At 33.6% G+C, this 19,405-nt stretch carries 18 protein-coding genes; 12 read left to right on the top strand and 6 right to left on the bottom strand.

Annotation, left to right across the window (positions count from 1 at the left end):
* Positions 1–737 precede the first annotated feature (737 nt).
* Positions 738–1,208 carry a DinB family protein gene (locus Q8G36_RS26145; RefSeq protein ID WP_305162675.1) on the bottom strand — a complete coding sequence of 157 codons (471 nt, stop codon included), beginning with the start codon at positions 1,206–1,208 and terminating at the stop codon, positions 738–740.
* 629 nt (positions 1,209–1,837) lie between these two features.
* Between Q8G36_RS26145 and Q8G36_RS26140 the strand changes: the two genes are divergently transcribed.
* Both Q8G36_RS26140 and Q8G36_RS26135 read left to right on the top strand, forming a co-directional pair.
* Entirely contained in the window at positions 1,838–2,947 is a 1,110-nt protein-coding gene (locus Q8G36_RS26140) for a HesA/MoeB/ThiF family protein (RefSeq protein ID WP_305162676.1), read from the top strand.
* 23 nt (positions 2,948–2,970) lie between these two features.
* On the top strand, positions 2,971–4,206 hold the full coding sequence (locus Q8G36_RS26135; protein WP_034313221.1) for an MFS transporter: 1,236 nt from the start codon (positions 2,971–2,973) through the stop codon (positions 4,204–4,206).
* A 439-nt stretch (positions 4,207–4,645) separates the two neighbouring features.
* Here the strand turns inward: Q8G36_RS26135 and Q8G36_RS26130 are convergent, their stop codons facing one another.
* Complete coding sequence (locus tag Q8G36_RS26130) at positions 4,646–5,497, bottom strand: isocitrate lyase/PEP mutase family protein (RefSeq protein WP_305162677.1); 852 nt, start codon at positions 5,495–5,497, stop codon at positions 4,646–4,648.
* 634 nt (positions 5,498–6,131) lie between these two features.
* On the opposite strand from Q8G36_RS26130, the gene Q8G36_RS26125 reads away from it, so the two are divergent.
* Positions 6,132–6,752 (top strand): recombinase family protein, encoded by a 621-nt coding sequence (locus tag Q8G36_RS26125; protein WP_305162678.1) that lies wholly within the window; start codon positions 6,132–6,134, stop codon positions 6,750–6,752.
* A 202-nt stretch (positions 6,753–6,954) separates the two neighbouring features.
* Here Q8G36_RS26125 and Q8G36_RS26120 read toward each other — a convergent pair whose 3' ends face one another.
* Together Q8G36_RS26120 and tcmP are read right to left on the bottom strand one after the other, a co-directional pair.
* Positions 6,955–7,677: a DUF5131 family protein gene (locus Q8G36_RS26120; RefSeq protein WP_305162679.1), complete on the bottom strand. Its 723-nt coding sequence runs from the start codon at positions 7,675–7,677 to the stop codon at positions 6,955–6,957.
* 85 nt (positions 7,678–7,762) lie between these two features.
* The gene (gene tcmP / locus Q8G36_RS26115) at positions 7,763–8,932 is read right to left on the bottom strand and encodes a three-Cys-motif partner protein TcmP (protein WP_202186415.1); all 1,170 of its coding nucleotides are present in this window, start codon (positions 8,930–8,932) and stop codon (positions 7,763–7,765) included.
* Positions 8,933–9,511: 579 nt separating this feature from the next.
* On the opposite strand from tcmP, the gene Q8G36_RS26110 reads away from it, so the two are divergent.
* The 9 genes from Q8G36_RS26110 to Q8G36_RS26070 all read left to right on the top strand — a co-directional run bounded on the left by Q8G36_RS26110 (position 9,512) and on the right by Q8G36_RS26070 (position 17,467).
* The gene (locus tag Q8G36_RS26110; protein ID WP_305162680.1) at positions 9,512–9,841 is read left to right on the top strand and encodes a JAB domain-containing protein; all 330 of its coding nucleotides are present in this window, start codon (positions 9,512–9,514) and stop codon (positions 9,839–9,841) included.
* A 63-nt stretch (positions 9,842–9,904) separates the two neighbouring features.
* Complete coding sequence (locus Q8G36_RS26105) at positions 9,905–10,981, top strand: tyrosine-type recombinase/integrase (protein ID WP_305162681.1); 1,077 nt, start codon at positions 9,905–9,907, stop codon at positions 10,979–10,981.
* A 3-nt stretch (positions 10,982–10,984) separates the two neighbouring features.
* Positions 10,985–11,296, top strand: coding sequence for a helix-turn-helix domain-containing protein (locus tag Q8G36_RS26100; RefSeq protein WP_305162682.1), 312 nt, complete (start codon positions 10,985–10,987; stop codon positions 11,294–11,296).
* A 7-nt stretch (positions 11,297–11,303) separates the two neighbouring features.
* Complete coding sequence (locus tag Q8G36_RS26095) at positions 11,304–12,653, top strand: site-specific integrase (protein ID WP_305162683.1); 1,350 nt, start codon at positions 11,304–11,306, stop codon at positions 12,651–12,653.
* A 783-nt stretch (positions 12,654–13,436) separates the two neighbouring features.
* Entirely contained in the window at positions 13,437–13,643 is a 207-nt protein-coding gene (locus Q8G36_RS26090; protein ID WP_305162684.1) for a hypothetical protein, read from the top strand.
* Positions 13,644–13,980: 337 nt separating this feature from the next.
* Complete coding sequence (locus Q8G36_RS26085) at positions 13,981–14,466, top strand: GNAT family N-acetyltransferase (protein WP_305162685.1); 486 nt, start codon at positions 13,981–13,983, stop codon at positions 14,464–14,466.
* Between the two features lie 225 nt (positions 14,467–14,691).
* Positions 14,692–15,159, top strand: a complete 468-nt coding sequence (locus Q8G36_RS26080) for a VOC family protein (protein ID WP_305162686.1) — start codon at positions 14,692–14,694, stop codon at positions 15,157–15,159.
* 216 nt (positions 15,160–15,375) lie between these two features.
* The gene (locus tag Q8G36_RS26075) at positions 15,376–15,885 is read left to right on the top strand and encodes a DinB family protein (protein WP_305162687.1); all 510 of its coding nucleotides are present in this window, start codon (positions 15,376–15,378) and stop codon (positions 15,883–15,885) included.
* A gap of 1,438 nt (positions 15,886–17,323) precedes the next feature.
* On the top strand, positions 17,324–17,467 hold the full coding sequence (locus Q8G36_RS26070) for a hypothetical protein (RefSeq protein ID WP_305162688.1): 144 nt from the start codon (positions 17,324–17,326) through the stop codon (positions 17,465–17,467).
* A 6-nt stretch (positions 17,468–17,473) separates the two neighbouring features.
* Here the strand turns inward: Q8G36_RS26070 and Q8G36_RS26065 are convergent, their stop codons facing one another.
* A complete protein-coding gene (locus Q8G36_RS26065; protein WP_305162689.1) occupies positions 17,474–18,190 on the bottom strand; it encodes a hypothetical protein in 717 nt (238 codons plus the stop codon).
* 111 nt (positions 18,191–18,301) lie between these two features.
* Positions 18,302–19,138 carry an HNH endonuclease gene (locus Q8G36_RS26060; RefSeq protein WP_305162690.1) on the bottom strand — a complete coding sequence of 279 codons (837 nt, stop codon included), beginning with the start codon at positions 19,136–19,138 and terminating at the stop codon, positions 18,302–18,304.
* Positions 19,139–19,405: the final 267 nt, after the last annotated feature.

Raw genomic sequence — 19,405 nt, 5'->3', positions numbered from 1 at the left:
TCATAATAAAATCCTGCCAATAATTCTAACGGTAATTCATCGTAAAGGGAACTTTTTTTGTTCTCCATAAAGCACCTCCTCATTCTACAATAAAACTAGCATACATATTTGTAATAAAAACATAAGGTTTTAAGGGGAGCTTTCAAGCTAGGGAAACCCTGAATTTGACCGAATACTGAGTTTTTTTGTATTTAATAACATGATTGATGAATCACTGTTTCCTATTCGGAAGAAGCTAGCTGTTGCATAAAATAGGGGATTTCTTCTATGTACTGATCCGGGTATTGGCCCCACCTACGCCAGATACTATGACGGCCACGCATGCCATCCAACCTATTATCATTGTAAAAGAAAGCGCTTACATTGTCAAGGATTTCATTTGGAAATACGAGCAAAAACCTCTTGGTATGATAAAAGGATCACAGGCTGATAGGATGAAGGGACTAAAATTAACATAATCAGCAGATCTATTATTTTAATAATATCCAAAAAAGAAAATGTTGTATTTCATAAAAATGGTTGAGCGCCGTTTAAAGCTAAAAAATTCCCGAAATGGTCGGTATAGCATTGTTACACCCGTTCGTAAAAGTACACTTTTAAATCCAGTACAGCCCATCTTTTAAATTTGGGCTTACTGGATTTATGTCAATTGTTTTTCATCCTCAACTCTTATACTCCTCTAGGAGATATTCTGTATTATCTTGGTTATTATAACAGAGTGTACAGGAAGTTTAGTGTTAATCCCAAATATTAGGTCGCTCAACTTCCATTGTTCTTAAATAATCTAAGAATTGCCCTGTATGCACTGCTTCATGATATGCGATACGCATTAACATATCTCCTAATGAACGAACATAGCCTACATCAGAGCGATCAATTTTAATTGCACTTAGATCTTCATTAGAAAAGGAATGAACGGAACGTAAAAATTCTTTGTGATAACTCTCTGCAAAATCTAATTCATCTTCAATTGATATATACGGTCTTTTTTCAAATGGAGAATGAAAATCCTTCACACTTCCTCTATTTTCAATAGCTAGATAATAATAATACTCAGATTCTAATACGTGACGAACCATTTCTAAACATGTCATTGCCTTCTCATCTGGTTTCCAATTTAATTTGTCAACAGAAATTGCTTGCCATACAGTAATACTTCGTCTTCTAGTTTCTTTTAGGTTTAATACTAAGAAATCAATAGTGTTCAATTATATTTTCTCCCTTCTATTCAACCTTATAAATTAAGTTTACTAGAGTCTCTAAATAAAATGCAAAGGTTCGCTCTTTTATTTGGATATATTCACGAAATAAATCGTTTTATAAGAAGGGGAGATGCAACAAAATGTTTCATTTCATTGCATGTACAATAAATATTTTTTGTGTGAATGTAGAATACATTCCAACCAATTTTGTAAATAAGGTCTTATGACATAAAATGAGTTAATCATACCCATAAATCATTTTTCTGTTTTTGATATATTTTTCCTATTTGTGGAAAAATTCTGTTTATTTATTGCATTTCCTTTCTGTTGGTAATATTATGAAAATATCTTAAGGGTATGGAGGTGTTAAGCATGAAAGTTAAAGTTCAAAAAACTAGCAAAAAGGCTGCAGTTTTATACAGTTTTCCAGGTTAATAATTATTCATTCTATTATTACATACATGGGGGTGTTAAGCATGAAAGTTAAAATTCAAAAAACTAGCAAAAAAGCTGCAGTTTTATATAGCTTCCCAGGTTAATAATAGCTAAATGTTTAAATTTCAAGATTTTAAGAATAGGGAACTATCGTCAGATAGTTCCCTATTTAAGTAAATTGTAAAATGGAGGGTTTTTAAATGGTAAAACCTAAATTTAAAGAAACTATTCCTGTGTTTTTTGTAAATAGTGAAATACATATAGGTGAAGAAGATGGAGTGGCAGGAATTATTGAAGATCCTAATGGTAGTATTAAGTATTTAATTTCGTTAATCGATGGAGAAAATACCATTGATGATATTACTGAGAAAGTAATTCTAAAATATCCAAATATCACCTCTCAAGAAGTACATCAAGCCATTAAATCATTAGATGAAGAAAAATATTTAGAAGACAGCTCTATTATTCCTAAAGTAATGGGTGAATATGAGAAAGAACGATATAAGGCAAATTTAAACTTTTTTTCACTTTTTACATCTTTAGAAGATAGTAAGTTTGAGATCCAAGAAAAAATTATGAATACTAATATTGCTTTGTTAGGTATTGGAGGTTTAGGTAGCCAGATACTATATCATCTAGCAGCATTAGGATTTCATAACATCAATGCATTAGATTTTGATACTTTAGAGTTAAGTAATTTTAATCGACAGTTGTTATATTCTGAAGAAAACCTTAATGAATTAAAGACGGATCTTGCTAAGAAGAGAATTTCTAAGTTTAATCCTAATGTAAACTTAAATATTACAAACAAACGGATAGAATGTGCAGAAGATGTTATGAACCATATTAAAAATAGTGAATACGTCATTTGTGTAGCTGATAAACCAACATTGTATATTCAAGACTGGGTAAATGAGGCTGTAGTTAAGTTAAGAAAACCATTAGTTTCTGGTGGAGTATTAAATACTAGAGGGCGTTTTTATTCTATTATACCTGGGGAAACTGGTTGTGTAGAATGCCATAAACAGACTGTAATAGACAGTGATGCTGCTATTGACGATCAACTTAATAGTATGAATCATGTAAACTTCCAAAGAAATAATGCAGCAATTAGTCCTAATGTAGCTATGTTAGCTGGAGCTATCGTTAATGAATTTTTAGGACTTGTTACTGGTATTAGTGAGCCAAAGTCATTAGGTAAGATGATGGAATTAAACTTTTCGACATATCAAACATATTCTATTTCAGAGTGGGAAAGACAAGAAAAATGCCCAGTTTGTTATTCAATACCTGTAACATTAACTCAGTAAATATATTATAAAAAGGGGTAAGTATGAAATCTTATCAAGTATTAAGAAACAAAGACTTTTTATTTTTATTTCTTAGTGCTACAACTAGTAAATTAGGCACTTCAATTTTTCAAGTTGCATTACCTTTATTAGTTTATGAACTAACAAAGTCACCAAGTTTAATGGCTTTTACTTTTGTGTTAGAAATAATTCCTCAAGTTTTATTTAGTTTGATAGGAGGAGCATTTGCAGATAGAATCAGTAAAAAGAACATCTTACTGATAGGAGATATTATCTCGGCTATTTTAGTCATTGTCATTCCTATTTCAGCACTTATGAATCATTTAGAAGTTTGGGTTATTTATGTTATAGCATTTTTATTATCTTCTGTTAGTGCCTTTTATCATCCTAGCTTTGAATCTATAGTTCCAGAAACCTTGCAAGGAAAAAACTTAATTCAAGGGAATTCTTTATTTAAATTATCTGAAACTATAACTACGTTTATAGGGCCATCTATAGCTGGTATTTTAATAGCTGTAATGGGAACATATAATCTATTATATTTTAATTTTGTCACTTATTTTTTTTCAGCGATTTTTATTGGTTTTATAGCTAATAAATATCAGAATAAGAATAACATCAATACATCAATTATTGTTTCTATAAAAGAAGGAATTGATTATGTAGTTAAGACTAAAAAAATATTAATAGGTACTATTTTTATATTTTTAATTAATTTAGGTTATGGAGCAATGGAATCTTTATTCATGTTTTACTTAAAAGATACGTTGAATCTATCTTCTCAATATATTGGATTAGTGTTTTCTTTACAGACACTAGGCTCATTTTTGGCAATTTATTTCGCCAATAAGATTAACAAATTACCAAGAGGGAATGTAATCATTTTAGCTGGAATCTTAATAGGGTTAGGGCAAACAGCATTAACAATGTCTCAAGGACTGCTAATAATATTAATAGCATGTAGAATAATAATTGTAGGTTCAGTTACTTTATTAGCAATTAATTGGTTTACTTTAAGACAAGAAGTAGTTCCATCTGCTTTACTTGGTCGTGTTATTAGCTCAACGCGCATGTTAGCCTTTTTAGCTTTACCTTTCGGTGGAATGCTTTCAGGTATATTTGTTGAATATGTAAATGTAGAAGTAATCTTCATTTTAGCTGGTCTTCTTACAGTCATAGTATCTCTAATAGGAATTAAAACGACATTATTCCAAAAAAATCAACAAGTTAATAATGAAGTAACTAGTGGAACTGATTGAATATATTAAAATTTATTTAATGTACACATTGTCACATACTCAGTTCTAGGCTAGTAAAAACTCTTGAAGTTTGAAGAGAACAAAGGAAAGCCGCATTGTATATACGGCTTTTCTTTGTTCTAGTTTAAAAACTTTAAGACAAATACAAGTAATTTCTAAAGTTTCGACATACTGATACTACTAATATAAAAAAAGGTGTGTGATCAGTATAAAAAACAATTTATTAAAATGGAAGCTTTATTAGCCTGATATTATTTTACTAATGGTAAGAGGGTACCTACGTACAACCTCGGCTTCTTAGTACTAATGTTAATTACTTAGCTAAATAAGACCGTCGTATTCGACAGCTAAGAATAAGGATTGTCCCTTAAAATCGAAATAATAAGCTATCTGTAAATGTTATAGAAGGATTTTCCTTCTATCCATCTATTTTTTTCTTTTACATATCTGAGCTTGGCTTTATCAATTCAGCCACATCGTTATAAGTGATAACGTCGTCAATCATAAGCTGGAAATTTCCATGATTGATAATATCTTCACTAATTTTTCTTAATAATGTTATCGTGGCTCTAAAAGGTGCAGACCCACTACTGACTCTCTCAATTCCAGTTTCAGATAGCCGCTTCAAAGAAGGCATATCTGCCCCAGCTAACAAGTTAATTGGACTAGAAATTTCCTGTCTAAGCTTTTCAATGGTATCAATATTTTTTACACCAGGAATGAAAATACAGTCTGCCCCAGCTTTTTGATAAGCTATTGCCCGATTGATGGCTGACTGAAGTCGAAGCACAGGGTCACCAATATTTAGCCAATACAGATCAGTACGTGCATTGATAAATAAAGGCATTTTCAACAATCGAGACAGTTCTTTGATAGCAGTTATTTTTTCGGCTTGTAGTGAAACATCAAAAATTGGATCCTCCGGATTTCCTGTGCCATCTTCAAGGTTAATTCCAACTACTCCAGTTAAAATAATCTGTCTAATGTTTTCTACCACCTCTTCAATAGACGCTCCATAGCCAGCTTCAATATCAGCGCTTACAGGAACATTCACGGAATTAACAATCATTTTCAGAGATTCAGTCAATTTTACAAAGGGAAGCTTTTGACCATCTGAATAGCCTAACGAAATAGCCATACCTGCACTGGTTGTACCAATCGCTTTAAATCCACTTTCTTGGAAAATTCTGGCGCTACTGGCATCCCAAGCATTTGGCAGTACAAAAGTAGATGATTGGCGATGAAGCTGCTGAAATGTATTGAATTTTATAAATCGATTCTGATCACTCATAAAGTATCTCCTTTCCAAGTAATTTTCACTACTTTTCATTCTTCTTTAAGTATATTGTAAGCTTTAATCATATCAAGTACCATCGAAATATGGAATGCACAAGGAGACTGTTACGAACGGGGTGTTTTATTCGAAATTTCCTGTTTTTAACGTTCCCTATTTTTAGCATGATTTGGACAGGAGATTGTCTTTACATTCATTCACTTGATCGTTTTGGCCGACCGAAAGCTACTGTATCTGAAGCCTTGTTTTTGGGACACCCTTTTTGTGTGCAAAAAATAAAAAGAATCGTCCGGAAACAAACCCAATAAACTATTTCAATCAAAAGAATTTCTTGCATATTTAAAGAATGATATAGGATATAATACTAACAATTTTGCTCCGGTTTTTTGAGATCTGCAACACATTGAATCTGAAAATTCGGATAAGACGTGGCTGTATAAGTCCTAGCTTTATAAAGAACCCCGTTCGTAAAAGTACACTTTTACGAACGCTTCTTTTTTTTATAAAATCAACTCATTTTCACGTTCGTTAAAGTTGAAAAACACTTTATGAACGTTCGTGATTTTGCATACACTTTTACGAACGATTTTGGTAGAATAATAGGAAAGTAAGTAGAAGGTGGAGTGAAAAAATGGATGTTCGTAAATTCGGATACATAAGAGTCAGTAGCAAAGATCAAAATGAAGGACGTCAACTTCAGGTCATGAAAGAAAAAGGATTGGATGAACGAGATATCTTCATGGATAAACAAAGTGGGAAAAATTTTGAACGAGAACAATATCAACTTTTAAAAAGGATGATCCGAAAAGGGGACGTTCTTTACATTCATTCACTGGATCGTTTTGGCAGAAACAAGGAAGAGATCCTTCAGGAGTGGAATGATATCACGAAAAATATTCAGGCGGATATCGTGGTCATGGATATGCCTTTGTTGGACACTACTCAATTTAAGGATAGTTTAGGGACCTTCATCGCAGATCTTGTTTTACAAATCCTTTCTTGGATGGCGGAAGAGGAGAGGGACCGTATACGAAAACGGCAGCGTGAAGGAATTGATGTGGCTTTGCAGAATGGTGTTCCTTTCGGTCGGCCGAAAGCTGAAGTAACGGAAGAGTTTAAAAAAGTCTATGATTCATGGAAAGCAGGAGAGATGACAGCCGTTAATGCTATGGCAGTATTAGGGGTTAAAAAGACGACTTTTTATAAGTTGGTTAGGGAATATGAAAAAGACTTCAAAAAGGTCACTATATAATAGAAGAAACTCGTCAAAAAAGGTAGCCTTTGTTCACGGGAACAAAGGCTATTTTAGAATAATATTCGACAATTTCCAATCTTCACCTTATGGTAAACCTCCAAATAAACTAAGAGGCTGGTTTTAAATCTTACTGGGCTTTTTTATTTCTTCCTTTATAAATATTCGTCTTTAAAATCACTTTTATTAAAAAACCCTTACATTATTTAGCAAGGGTTTGGAGAGGGTATTCATTATATGTTCTATTATCTAATTCTCTTCCGAAACGATGTTTTTGTACGCCACCCCATTGTTTGAAGAAAAATGCAACATTCTGATTTTCGCATTGATCTCGAATGGATCGTACCCAATCAGCCTCCATTGGTCTGGCACCTGGCCCTGATTCTCCACCAACAATAACCCAATGGATTTCACTTAAATTAAGGTCATCAAGTGGACCCAATAATGGTTCACAGGATAGGAATCTTACATTTGCAGGTACCTGCTTCAAGAGATCAATCCTATGAGTAACTTTAATATTTTCAACACTTGTTCCCATCCAAATGTTTGGAGTGAAATCTAACAACTTAGAAATTTCCACAACTCTTTCTGGTCTCTTTGTTAAAATTTGATATGAATGTTGTGGTGTTTCATTCATGGTCTTAAAGACATCGCTAATAAAATCATCAGGTACTTGTTTATGAAATAAATCCGACATCGAATTTACAAAAACTTTTCTTGGCTTAGCCCACTTTCTTGGAGTATCTATTAAATCAGGATGAAGTGTTACATTGAAACCATTAGCATATCTAGGATTTCTCATAGCATGTAGTCGTTTAGCCATTCTCTCAGCATAACAATGTTTGCAACCGTCAGATACTTTATTACATCCAGTTACAGGGTTCCAAGTGGCTTCTGTCCATTCAATACTTGAATTACCAGCCATTTTTTTTCACTCCTTTTTCTACAGTATAACCTAAGTAGAAAAAAATGTAACTGCACAAAAGGAACGAATGTTCTATTTGGATTGTCTATTTGAATTGAATGACTGTATTTTTTGGATATGTACCCTTTCTGGCACGATTTTTAACATCAATAAATTCATTTTTTTGTTCTAAAAGTTTTAATGCTGGTCTACAGAAGTTCTCAAGAGGAAATATTGTTTCTGTTAAAACAAATTCCTCTATTTCTTTTATGTGAGCAATTTCACCTGAAAATCTATTTCTTAAGATTTCACATAGCTCTTCTATTAAGATGCTATCATTTAAATCTTTGGTAAATTGAAACTCAATATCTTTAAGGTTTTTTCTATCATCAAACATGTACATCCCAGTATCGTCTACTTTCCACATAGCCTTCTTCATTACTTTTAATCCCTCAATGCTTTTAGTACCATAAAAAAGCATTAATTTGGTTCTACCGGACTTTTTAATTTCAAAAGTTAAAACATGATTAACATCAGAATTTTCTAATAATTGTCTAGAGTAGAAATCTACAATTGTTTGTTTCCTTTCTTGGGGTTTCTTATCTTGAACCAAGTCTTGGATTGATTGAATCTCTTCAATACCAAAATGTTTTTTCATATGTGATAGAACTTTTTGGTTTTTTGCAGTTATAAATCTGTTAGTTTCTTCATAAATAAAGTTTAATAATATTTCCGATTTATCATTTGATAAATATCGCTTGATTAGATCAAAAGGAGTATCTTTAAATCCAAATGGATCGATAAAACAAAAACTAGGGATTAAGGTATACCCACTTTTTAGTTCATCCAGTCTTGAACTTAAAACTTCATCGAAATTCCCGTTCCTACATGAGATTTGGATAGAAGGATAATCAGGAATTGGGATAAAATCCTTTTCACTTGCTAAATCTAAAGATGTAATTTCATGAATATTTTCAAGTAGTTTATTATAATTTTCTTCATTACCTTCAATTAATTGAATTAATAGTTTAGGATAATTCCAATTATTTTGTTCAGCCTGTTCACAAAAATCAATTGCATGTTTAATTAATCTAATTGAAGACCCATCAGAATTACTATACTTCCCAGTTCCGGCAAAACCATCAATAACCAATGCTCGTTCACCGTAAGGACCCATAGTAATTTTTCTCATCCAAGGGACAACATAATTATCAAGAATCATAAGTTTAGCTTCACTATGCTTTTGTAGTTCAAAGAAAAAATCATCATTAGACATTGACACTGCCCCCTCTAAAAATTCCTATAATATACTAATTATATAATATTTTTACATTATCCGGGGTTATTTGTTAGAGAAATTTCATAAGGGTTAAGGAATGTAGCAAGTAATATATTCACAAAGTATAAACAGTTGGGGGAGAAAGGCACTAAGAGGTGTAAGGGATTAAAGGATCAATAGAATAAAAGGTCACAAGGATAGCAGCCGGGCGGCTGCTTTTTTTATTATTTTTTCCCTTTGCCTTCCGAATCGTAAAACAGCGCAGGCCGACTAACCTCCCAGCCGGTAGGGCACCCGAACCTTTCCGGCAGGAAGCTAAGACGGCCAGTCAATCGATCAAGGGGCAAAAAACTTTTTGATTAGGGACGCTATCGCAACATCAAAAACTTTTTGTGCTTAATCCCTTGACCGATTGCCTATGCGTGTTTTTCGTTCTACATGTCAAAGGGGAAAAATAATCCCCCTTTGGGGAACTAATTCGCTTCGCAAGGCAAATGAAAATAGGAAAGAAAAACCCACCAGAGAAAAACCAAAAGGGCAACAAATAAAAAATCAAAATGAAAAGGAGTTTTGAAAATGGTATTAACCCCAATTTTTGAAGTGGTACGAATTAAGCAGGAAATCAGGGAAATTGTTGAGCCGTTTGCGGCCTTTCAAATTCGAAATCCAGAAGATGCCCGAGAATTAGCCGCAGCGCAAATCGCAAACGAGGACAGGGAAGTTTTTCTTGTCATGATGCTCAACACGAAAAATCATGTTGTAGGTCTTCATCGGGCGCATGTGGGAAGCCTAAATGCGAGTGTCGTCCATCCTAGAGATGTGCTGAAATGCGCCATTTTAAACAACGCGGCTTCCCTTATTGTCAGCCATCAGCACCGGAGAAAGGATATGTTTCTTTTTTATTAATCTTCTGATATATTAGGTGTTAACTAAAAATATTAGGTAATGCCTAAAATGCGAGGTTATTAAATGGGGAAGCAACCTTTTTTATCTGTAATCAGCAATAAACAAGAAATATACTATCCTACATATGAAGAATCGAGAGAATACCAAGCAAAGTTAATGGGGTTATGGGAACAGCAACAGCGTGTTCTAGGATATACGGAGCATACCATAGCTCTCGGAACAAAATGCTTGAATGAATTCTTAGATGTGTCAAATAAGTTCATATGGGAAGTTACAATGTCCGATGCAGATAAGTTTTATTTAGGATTGGTTGGAAGAGGACTAGCATATTCAACTAGGAGAAAATATCAATCTACTATCTCTACATTTTTAGAGTATTTAAAGACAAGGCATGGTCATGAAATTTGGGAGAGGTATAGAGTACAAGTTCCTAACTTATTAGATAAATTTAACCGTTACTATCATAGAAAAGATGATCATAATGGTCAGGTAATACCTCCAAAACCTGAATTGCTTGCTAGATTTTGGAATGGGTTGAAGGAAGAAATGAAAACAGCTAGAAAATACTCCACTGTAGCGAGAGACTATAGCCTTTTTAGAATGTTAGAATTAACAGGTTTAAGAACACACGAAATAATAATGATGGATGTAAAAGACTGTAGGTTTGACTTGGGGGAAAAGGGTAAAATTCATGTTCGTTTTGGAAAAGGATCTATGGGGTCAGGATTTAAGCGGAGATGGGTACCAATGTTAGATGATGTGGATATACTCATAAAATGGTACTTAGAGAGGATCAGACCCCTTTTCGCTACCGAAACTGCAGGTCCTTTATTCTTATCAGAAGGTGGTGTTAGGTTAAATAAACACACAGCTCGAAAGAGTTTAGCGAGAAGGCAAGAAAAGATGGGTTTTACTAAAGAAGAGATTTTTAGTCCTCATCAATTACGTCATTCATTCGCAACTCGTCAGACAGAACTTGGTGTGGACTTATTAACACTAAAGGAATTGTTAGGTCACGCAGATGTTGCTACGACATTTAATTACTCTAATCCTGGTTCAGATCATTTGGAGAAAAGGGTGAGGATGGCTCAGGAAAAGTGGCGAAATCAATTATTAAACTTTAATAAAAAGGGTGAATGAATTGTGATTGAATGGAGATTAAGAAAAGTCATGGCTGAAAGTGGAATATGGTCTGGTGCTGAATTGGGTAGGCTATTGGAAGATAAAGCAGGTTATAAACTATCTCCCCCCTCAATAAGCGCATTATTAACTGGTGAGCCTAAGCAAGTAAAGGCCCAAACAATGGATGCGCTTTGTACTGCACTAGAATGTACTCCAAATGATTTATGGAAACATACTCCTACACCTGTGAAAAGACTTGAAAGACCAACGGATAAAAAGTTGGCAAAGGCGGTTAATGAGTTCATTTCTGAAGCTAAGCTTCCACCAATATAGGTACAAGATGAACAATTTTACTTGCGTATTTTGTGGACGAAAACTAAATCCGACAGAAATTAATAAAAAAGCAACCGTCTGTCAAAATTGTTTTGGTAAAGCTCGTGTAGAGAAAATACAAACTGAAGGTTTTCTTAAAGAAAATTTCACAAAAACATGGAGTGTAACATTATTTAAAAACTATGTTCTTTTTTTAAAAGAATTAGGTATTAGTATAACAACAATTTGTAGGCACACTAGTAAGGTGTTACAGGTTTTACAAACAGCTGAAAATGAGCTTTTAAAGCCTTCTGATATTAATGAAGGATGGCTTGTATCTACTTTAGAAAAAATCCCTAATTCTAAGGGAGTTAAATCAAGTCTATTTAATTTTTTAATTAAGGAAGGTTATTTAAGCCTTAACGCAGATGACGGTATTCTCACTAGTATTAGAGAGGGTTTAAAGCAAGTCCCTAAAGGATTTATACGTCTCTTGGAGATATATTTCAACGAAAAAATGGAACTAAGGAATAGGCAAGTGAAGTTTAATGCGAGGAAGCCATTATCTCTATTAACAGTAAAGGCGGACATAGAAATTTTTGTTAGATTAGTCCGATGGTTTCAAATCAATTGTAAGGATATAGAATCATGGGATACTGTTCAGCAAGAAGATGTTCATGAATTTCTTTTAACTTTAACACCTAAGCATCGTGAAATAGTGAGGAAAGATTTATTAGTTCTCTTCAAGTTAGCCAAAAGAAAAAGAATAATAACCCATATACCAATCTTGGATATAAAATCTAGAGAGCTTCCTCCAACTATCGAGCCTTTGACCTTTGATGAGCAAGTAAGAGTGGCTAGATTAATAAAAATTAGCCACTATGAACAACCCTTAGAGTGTTTATTGACTACACTATGTTTATATCATGGGTTATCTTCATCACATATTAGAAACATAAAAATAAGTGACATAAAAGTTGACCAGAAGGCGATTTACATAAATGATAGACCTCCTGTTTATTTATCTAATGATGAAATGGTTTTAATTAATGAGTATATTACACAAAGATCGAATATAAGAAACGTACAGAATAAGACCTTTTTAATATTAAGTTCAACTTTATCAGAGGTATATCAGGATCGTCCAATCAATAATGCCTTCATTGCAAGAAAGGTAAAGGCTTTTTGTGGTTTTACACCTAAGTCTCTAAGAATTACTTGTTTTAATATGATAGCAAGTAATTTTGGACCACAATTACTCGTTGAAGGGTTTGGACTATCATTAACACAAGCGTCAAGATATGGGAAGTTAGAGGATTATCTTTTAGAAGAACAAATAAGATCAGAACGTAATTTTATTAAGGAAAATGGGACTTAACTTTTAATTAAAAGGTGATCTAGTTAATGGGAAAATCAGTAATGATTGAACGGTATAACCTGTTTATATGCTGTTTTTTGATAATGTAGGATTTTTTCTTATTTAGCAATCGGGCCAGATTGTTGAGAAAGGAGTTATGTTAGGACTAACGGGTGCTTTACTTCAATAAGGGAGTTGCTTAGGCAGCTCTCTTTCTTATGGCACTAAAGGGGCAGGTTAGTTGCATAAGACAAGTAGGATTCAATAAATCTATTATTGAAAAAAAGAGTGATTAACAGAGAAAATTTTATTAAGCTAACTTGTGCTATAGTTCAAGATGTGGGCTGCCACCACCATTATCAAATGAATTGAGGATGGAAATTGAAATGAAGAAAAATATGTTTAGTTTTACGTCAGCCATAGTTGGAGTTTTGGCTCCATTACTTTTATTTGTTGCAATTGAAATAATTATGTTTAGTGATATATTACTAATTAGTAGTTTGAGCCTGTATGGTGTTTCTATTATATGTACGATTATCGCTGTGATAAGGAAAGAACAACATAAGATGAAGTACATCCCATTCCTTACACTAATCCCCTTTACTCTTTATCAATTATTAATTTTATTGGTTTATTCATTAGGGAAATTCATAAATGGGTAAACTAACGGGGCAGCATTCCTGTCCTGTATTCTGAAATACTAAAAAGTTTGTGAAGAAATCTACTTAAACTAACGGGTGCGTTAGTTTATTAATACTTATTTTTAACACCGTCCGAATAATTGGAACAAATAGGGGGGCAAATATGGATAGACGCAAAAAAAATAAATTTAAAATTCAGTATGAGTATAGAAATAAAATGAAAAAAGAAACAAAGAATAAAGAGACTAATTTAGAAATGATGATTGTTGCTATAATTCTTTTTATCTTAGTAATAATAGGAGCATGGATATATTCTGAAGGACTAAATTTAGGTCCTTTTGTAAAACTATCAATGTTAATTTTTAAATGAGCCTAAAAAACTAATTGTACTGCAATGAATAGTACAGTAGCTTTGAGGGTTTTTGTTTTTGGTTTTGAACTTAAAAAGCCCCGTTGTTTTTGGGGGCTTTATTGTGTTTTTTCTTATCTTGTTCTTCTTCATATTTATTTTTTTCGTTTAGGCGTTCCACGTTCCACTATTTACGCTAAAGTGAAAGAGATGATTAGCAAATAGCTAATCGTCTTTTTTCTTAATGAACTAAAGGGGCAGGATAGTTCAAGAAGGAAAAACTTCCATTTTCGAATTAAACTATAAATAAAGTGTTTTAAAATCAAGCATATCGTGCATAAGGAATGGGGGAATTAGCTTGTTTTCATTTCGTAACATTGACCTATCAAGAGACACTGAAACCATTATTAAGTTTAGAAGAGATTCGTACAGTATTAGTTTTGGTGATGAGAGTTTATTCGGAGATAATGACAGTTATTTAAAGAAGATTACCGAAAGGCTTATAAAATTTCCTGGTGGGCTTGTTATTGTTGAAATAGATGGTAAACAAGTAGGGCAAGTTGAGTTGCAGATTAAACAATTTGAGAATAAAGAGATTGGATATGTTAATCTATTTTACTTAATCTCAGAATATCGTGGAAAAGGATACGGGGTTAAACTAATTGAATTTGCAGAACGTTTCTTTCGAGAATATGGTGTTAATGCATACCAATTAAGGGTATCCCACACAAACAAAAGGGCAATAAATTTTTATCAAAAAAATGGATTTGATGTATTAAAAATAGAAGATGAAGATACTGTTCCGAGATTTAGAATGCATAAATTATTATCTACATCTTCTTAAACTAACGGGTGCGTTAGCTGAAGATCAGAGCTGTCTTTAAGGCAGCTTGTTCTTTATGGAACTATCGGGGCAGGTTAGTTCAAGAGTGCTGTTTGATCTTTGTTCAACAATTGATCCATATTCTTGAATAAAAGAAAGAATTATTCGTATGTGTTACTTTGCCGAAGAGCTTTTGAATTGACTCATGATTTTATTATGTATACTGTTTTTATGGAGGTGGTTCACATGATAAAAGGCTTATACGAGGTTCATCTGCCAGTTCAAGATTTAAAACGTTCGATTGAATTTTATAAAAACCTTGGATTGCAAATGGCTTCCGAATACGATGATGTTGCTTTTCTTTGGATTGTACCAAACAAAACATGGCTAGGTCTTTGGAAAACAGAGATTTCTAAGGATAGAGATCCTGCCAGTTTTCCAGGTAATGGTCGGCATTTAGCTTTTGAAGTAGACTTCGATGACATTAAGAAAGCAAGTATTTGGCTCACTGAGAGAGGGATTACTCTTCGCTCTCATGGTGGATTGGAACCATTGGAACCAATAGCTAGACCGCATCAGCAGAACGTATCAGTTTATTTTGATGATCCAGATGGAAACGCTTTAGAATTGATGTGTAATTTGCCTGATGGTAGCCCGACTGAACCGAGTAAAATGATGTATTTGAGCCAACTTGAAAAACTTATTCAAAAATAATTCTATAAGTCACAGAAATCTTATTCCGTTAAAGGGCAGTTTATCGTGGCCACCGACCAACTAAGTGGTTGCTTACTCTCAATTATTGGAAGGAAAGTTTTATCCTTTCGCGAATTCATTATACATGCCGAAATTACGAAATTCACAAAAAAATCGCGGTAGAGCATTGGAAAGAGCATTTTAATTTTCTATAACTCCATAGAGAGGTGATTACGCATGAATCAAAGACCGTCTGAAGAAGAATATGCTGGGGACTTCGGAGAGTATATCCGGTTGGTGCCGGAAGGCAACATCATCGACATTCTGCTCGCCCAGGAAAAGCAAATGACCGAGCTGCTGGCATCGTTGACCGAAAGCCATGGCGCGTATCGGTATGCGGAAGGAAAATGGACGCTGAAAGAAGTCGTGGGCCACATCGCAGACGGAGAACGCGTCATGACCTACCGCCTGCTCCGGTTCGCAAGAGGGGACCAGACGCCTCTGTGCGGTTTCGACCAGGAATTGTTCATGCCTCCTTTCGGAAGCTGGACAACCGCGCAATTGGCCGAAGACTACCGGGCCGTACGGCAATCGACGATCACACTGCTGCGCGGGTTACCGGCGGAGGCGTGGTCCCGCAAAGGCACAGCCAACAACGCAAGCATTACGGCGCGCGCCCTCGCGTACGGCATCGCAGGACACGAGATTCATCACATGGGGGTCATCCGAAATCGGTATTTGAGTTAGTTGTCCGGAAGATCGGGACGGAAGCTGCGTGGAAAACGCGGCTTCCGTTCTTTTTATGGCACCCTTCCCGCCCCGTTCATAGACTGATATGAAGAGAGGACAAGACGGGTTGAAAAAAGCAGGAGCGATTGGTTGCAGACTGGATTTTGTCTAAAAATGAAAAGCAAATAATAATCTCAAACAAGAAAAAATCAAGGCCTCTTCGTTAAGCTAACGAAGAACGAGAGCTCAATACATCATACGAATGACAAACAAGAATTGGTGGTTATTCCGCAAAAGGGCGCTTTTCTTTAATAAGAGGGCGTCTTTTTGTAATGCCCCAACACATTTAAGAGATTAGATCTTGTTAGGGTAAAGAAAGGAATGTGAAGATTTCTACTTAAACTAACGGGTGCGTTAGCTGAAGATTAGAGCTGTCTTTAAGGCAGCCTTTTCTTTATGGAACTATCGGGGCAGGTTAGTTCCACAAGAAATATTAATATTTGGTCAAATGAAAAGACAGTTTATCATAATATTTTAGGTATAATGATATATATATAATTTAGGGAAATTGGAGAGTTTTTATGAAGTCAATTACATTTTTTGAACCTGTTTCTAATCTTTCAAAAAAGCAAAAAATACTGCGGTTGTTTTTCTTTCTTACTTTAGGTACTGACATTATTACTAATATTTTAAAAATTGATTCAATGTTAGTTCAAATTATAATTGATTCAGTATTGGGATTATGCCTAATTGCTTTCGTCTTTGAATTGCTGATTTTAAAGAACAAAAAGTAATATTTATTAGTTATAATTATCTTCAGCTAACAGGTGCGTTAGCTGAAGATCAAAGTTGTCATTATGGCAGCTTTTTCTTTATGCAACTATCGGGGTAGTTTAGTTTAACAAGAATTATCCTTTAATTAAGGCAGTGTATGGTGAAATTTAGTTGATAGGGAGATTGTAATGAATAAAAAGCTAAGTTCAAGCATTTTTTTAGGTATCATTATTCTAATTGGGGTCTTTTCGTCGAGATTTATAGATAATTTAAATGTTGCCAGAATTGTTTCAAGAATCCTTGTGGTATTAGCTATTGTTAACTTAATTTTTACTTTAAATTTATTAAACAAAAATAAAAATTAACACTTTCCCTTCAACAAGATGCCGTTTTCTTAATGAACTAACGGGTGCGTTAGTTCATTAAGACAAATAAAAAATTGATTTCTTAATGTACAAGAAATCAATTTTTTGATTTAAATTGTTGGTGGTACCCCTTAACGTTGTATATCCGCGTTTTCCTGTATCCCATATAGTCCTTTTCTGCTTTTACATGGTTTTCAGCCATTTTACATCACCTGCCACCTCCTAGTATTTGAGTTGTTTTGGCCAAAGAAAAAAGCACCCATTAAGTGCTTTTCAAGATGTATAATTTATATATCAAAATGAAAGGAGAATACTTGATGACTAAAAATAATAAAACTTCCAAACCTAGCTATGAGAAACCAAGCTTTTCTGACCCAAAACATGAGCAATCATCTCTAGATAAACCATCTTTTACCTTTAATGACCCAGCTTCACCATCAAAGCCAAGACCTAAACAATAAATATTATTAATTATTACCTTCTTCTTGTTTTCTACGATAGTCATCTAAAGTCACCTGGCAATGGGTACTATCGTAGATTATTATTTTCATACCTGTTTTAATATCAAAGAAGACTTCACTAACATCTAAATCGTATTTTTCATCGATTTCTCTCCATAACGTCATTCTTTGCAATACAATGTTTTTTTCAGTTTCATATGTCCGAGAAACATTTTTAATTTCACCAATATCGAACATATTTTTATCTTCTAAATTTATTATCTTAACTACCTGCGCTACATCCTTTGAAAATACTGTATCCCAAACTGAAGCATCTCGAGATAAAGCTGCCTTATTATTCTTTATTCTGATTGTATTGACTTTTTCCAACATAACATCAAAAAACTTCCCAGAAATGGCTCTAGCAAGAAAGTAACTGGTAAAGACACTAGCTATGACATAATATAAAATGAACACAAAATTTGTAGATAATCGATTCAAATCACTAAAGTTTTTTATATTAGGCATGTCAATTGGATAATAAACATTATATTTATACATAACTGTTATAAAGTAATAAATAAGTAAAACCACAATATTGATAGGTATCCACAAAATTGCACTAATTGCTAGCATTTCAGTTCCTTGATATCTTACAGCAGGAGTAAACCCAAACAATTGTATCCAAAAAAATGCTATGAGTCCGGGAAAGATAAAAATAATTAATGATAAAAAGCTATCCATTGGCCTTTTCTCCTGTAATGTTTTTCCTAGAATTATAACATTTATTTTGGATATAAAAAACGTCACCGAATAAGCGTTAGCTTACTCAGTACCCTCCAGTGTTGGTTAGGCTTATATATTCCAAAATGGTACATTGATAGCATTTGAAGCAGAACTCAATCCCTGTTTTGTTGTATTACATTTCTTGCAAAGAAGTTGAAAGTTAGAAGCATCATTTGTACCAAATAAATTTAATGGAACTATATGATCAATCTCTAAATCGGTCGAAATGCTATATTGTCCCGTTATGCTTTTTCTGCATAACACACATGTGCCTTTATCACGATACAAAAGTGCCTCTTTTAACCACACTGGCCAGTAGGTATTACGTTTAATCTTCCCTTTTGTCAAAGTTTCAGGGGAATTTTCACAAATGTAATCAATATCCTCTTCTATTAAATTTGATAATTCTAAATTAAAATCATGCATAAATCTTCTATTACTAAACATAATTTGGAATGCAGAGTGTACTATATTTTTATTAATTTCTTTAATGTTTGAATCAACATGTTTTTCCCAATCTATCATTACTTGACATAACTCACAATCGTCTTCAACACACGGATATAAAGATGAACACTCTTTGTTCTCAAATATTGGCTCAGGAATATTTGGTATTAAATCAGTATCTAATAATACATCTTTTAGGACTTCAAAATAATCAGGAGTGTCTAAATTTTTTTTAGTTGTATAGAGCTCTTCTGAAATATCACTATAAAACTCTAACCACATGTGCACAAGTGTCCATTTTTGAGGTTTTACCAATGAGCTAATTATTTCATCTTTACATTCATCCCAAAAATATTTTAAATCGTAGTATTCTTCGGGAAAATAAAATCTTTGCATCAGAATATTAGCAGTATATAAACCTTGATTATAACTTAAATTTTCATGTTTAGCTTTTGCCATTTAATCACCATTTTTTAAGTTAATTATATGTCTATGATTCTCGATAATCAAACCACTTCTTTTCACAGTAGTTTCTAAAATTACGATTATCGTTTCCGGGAACGCTAAACTATGGGACGTTGGATTCAGTGAAAAGAAGCATTGGTGGGAGTAAAGAAAAACAAACAAGCAACCAACCAACCAATGAACCCATGATAATCGCTGAAAGGCTGTCGAGAAAGTCTCGAGAGCCTATTTTACGCTATAATCACTAAATTTACTATCGGC

The sequence above is a fragment of the Peribacillus frigoritolerans genome, from assembly GCF_030676415.1.
Taxonomy (GTDB): Bacteria; Bacillota; Bacilli; order Bacillales; family DSM-1321; genus Peribacillus; species Peribacillus frigoritolerans_A.
This window is presented reverse-complemented; position numbering and strand designations above follow the sequence as displayed.

What these genes read in the sequence shown, in the direction of transcription:
- Q8G36_RS26140 (WP_305162676.1), top strand. Translation starts at nt 1,838, where the DNA reads ATGGTAAAACCTAAATTTAAAGAAACTATTCCTGTGTTTTTTGTAAAT.
- Q8G36_RS26135 (WP_034313221.1), top strand. Translation starts at nt 2,971, where the DNA reads ATGAAATCTTATCAAGTATTAAGAAACAAAGACTTTTTATTTTTATTT.
- Q8G36_RS26130 (WP_305162677.1), bottom strand. Translation starts at nt 5,497, where the DNA reads ATGAGTGATCAGAATCGATTTATAAAATTCAATACATTTCAGCAGCTT.
- Q8G36_RS26125 (WP_305162678.1), top strand. Translation starts at nt 6,132, where the DNA reads ATGGATGTTCGTAAATTCGGATACATAAGAGTCAGTAGCAAAGATCAA.
- Q8G36_RS26120 (WP_305162679.1), bottom strand. Translation starts at nt 7,677, where the DNA reads ATGGCTGGTAATTCAAGTATTGAATGGACAGAAGCCACTTGGAACCCT.
- tcmP (WP_202186415.1), bottom strand. Translation starts at nt 8,932, where the DNA reads ATGTCTAATGATGATTTTTTCTTTGAACTACAAAAGCATAGTGAAGCT.
- Q8G36_RS26110 (WP_305162680.1), top strand. Translation starts at nt 9,512, where the DNA reads ATGGTATTAACCCCAATTTTTGAAGTGGTACGAATTAAGCAGGAAATC.
- Q8G36_RS26105 (WP_305162681.1), top strand. Translation starts at nt 9,905, where the DNA reads ATGGGGAAGCAACCTTTTTTATCTGTAATCAGCAATAAACAAGAAATA.
- Q8G36_RS26095 (WP_305162683.1), top strand. Translation starts at nt 11,304, where the DNA reads ATGAACAATTTTACTTGCGTATTTTGTGGACGAAAACTAAATCCGACA.
- Q8G36_RS26090 (WP_305162684.1), top strand. Translation starts at nt 13,437, where the DNA reads ATGGATAGACGCAAAAAAAATAAATTTAAAATTCAGTATGAGTATAGA.
- Q8G36_RS26080 (WP_305162686.1), top strand. Translation starts at nt 14,692, where the DNA reads ATGATAAAAGGCTTATACGAGGTTCATCTGCCAGTTCAAGATTTAAAA.
- Q8G36_RS26075 (WP_305162687.1), top strand. Translation starts at nt 15,376, where the DNA reads ATGAATCAAAGACCGTCTGAAGAAGAATATGCTGGGGACTTCGGAGAG.
- Q8G36_RS26070 (WP_305162688.1), top strand. Translation starts at nt 17,324, where the DNA reads ATGACTAAAAATAATAAAACTTCCAAACCTAGCTATGAGAAACCAAGC.
- Q8G36_RS26065 (WP_305162689.1), bottom strand. Translation starts at nt 18,190, where the DNA reads ATGGATAGCTTTTTATCATTAATTATTTTTATCTTTCCCGGACTCATA.
- Q8G36_RS26060 (WP_305162690.1), bottom strand. Translation starts at nt 19,138, where the DNA reads ATGGCAAAAGCTAAACATGAAAATTTAAGTTATAATCAAGGTTTATAT.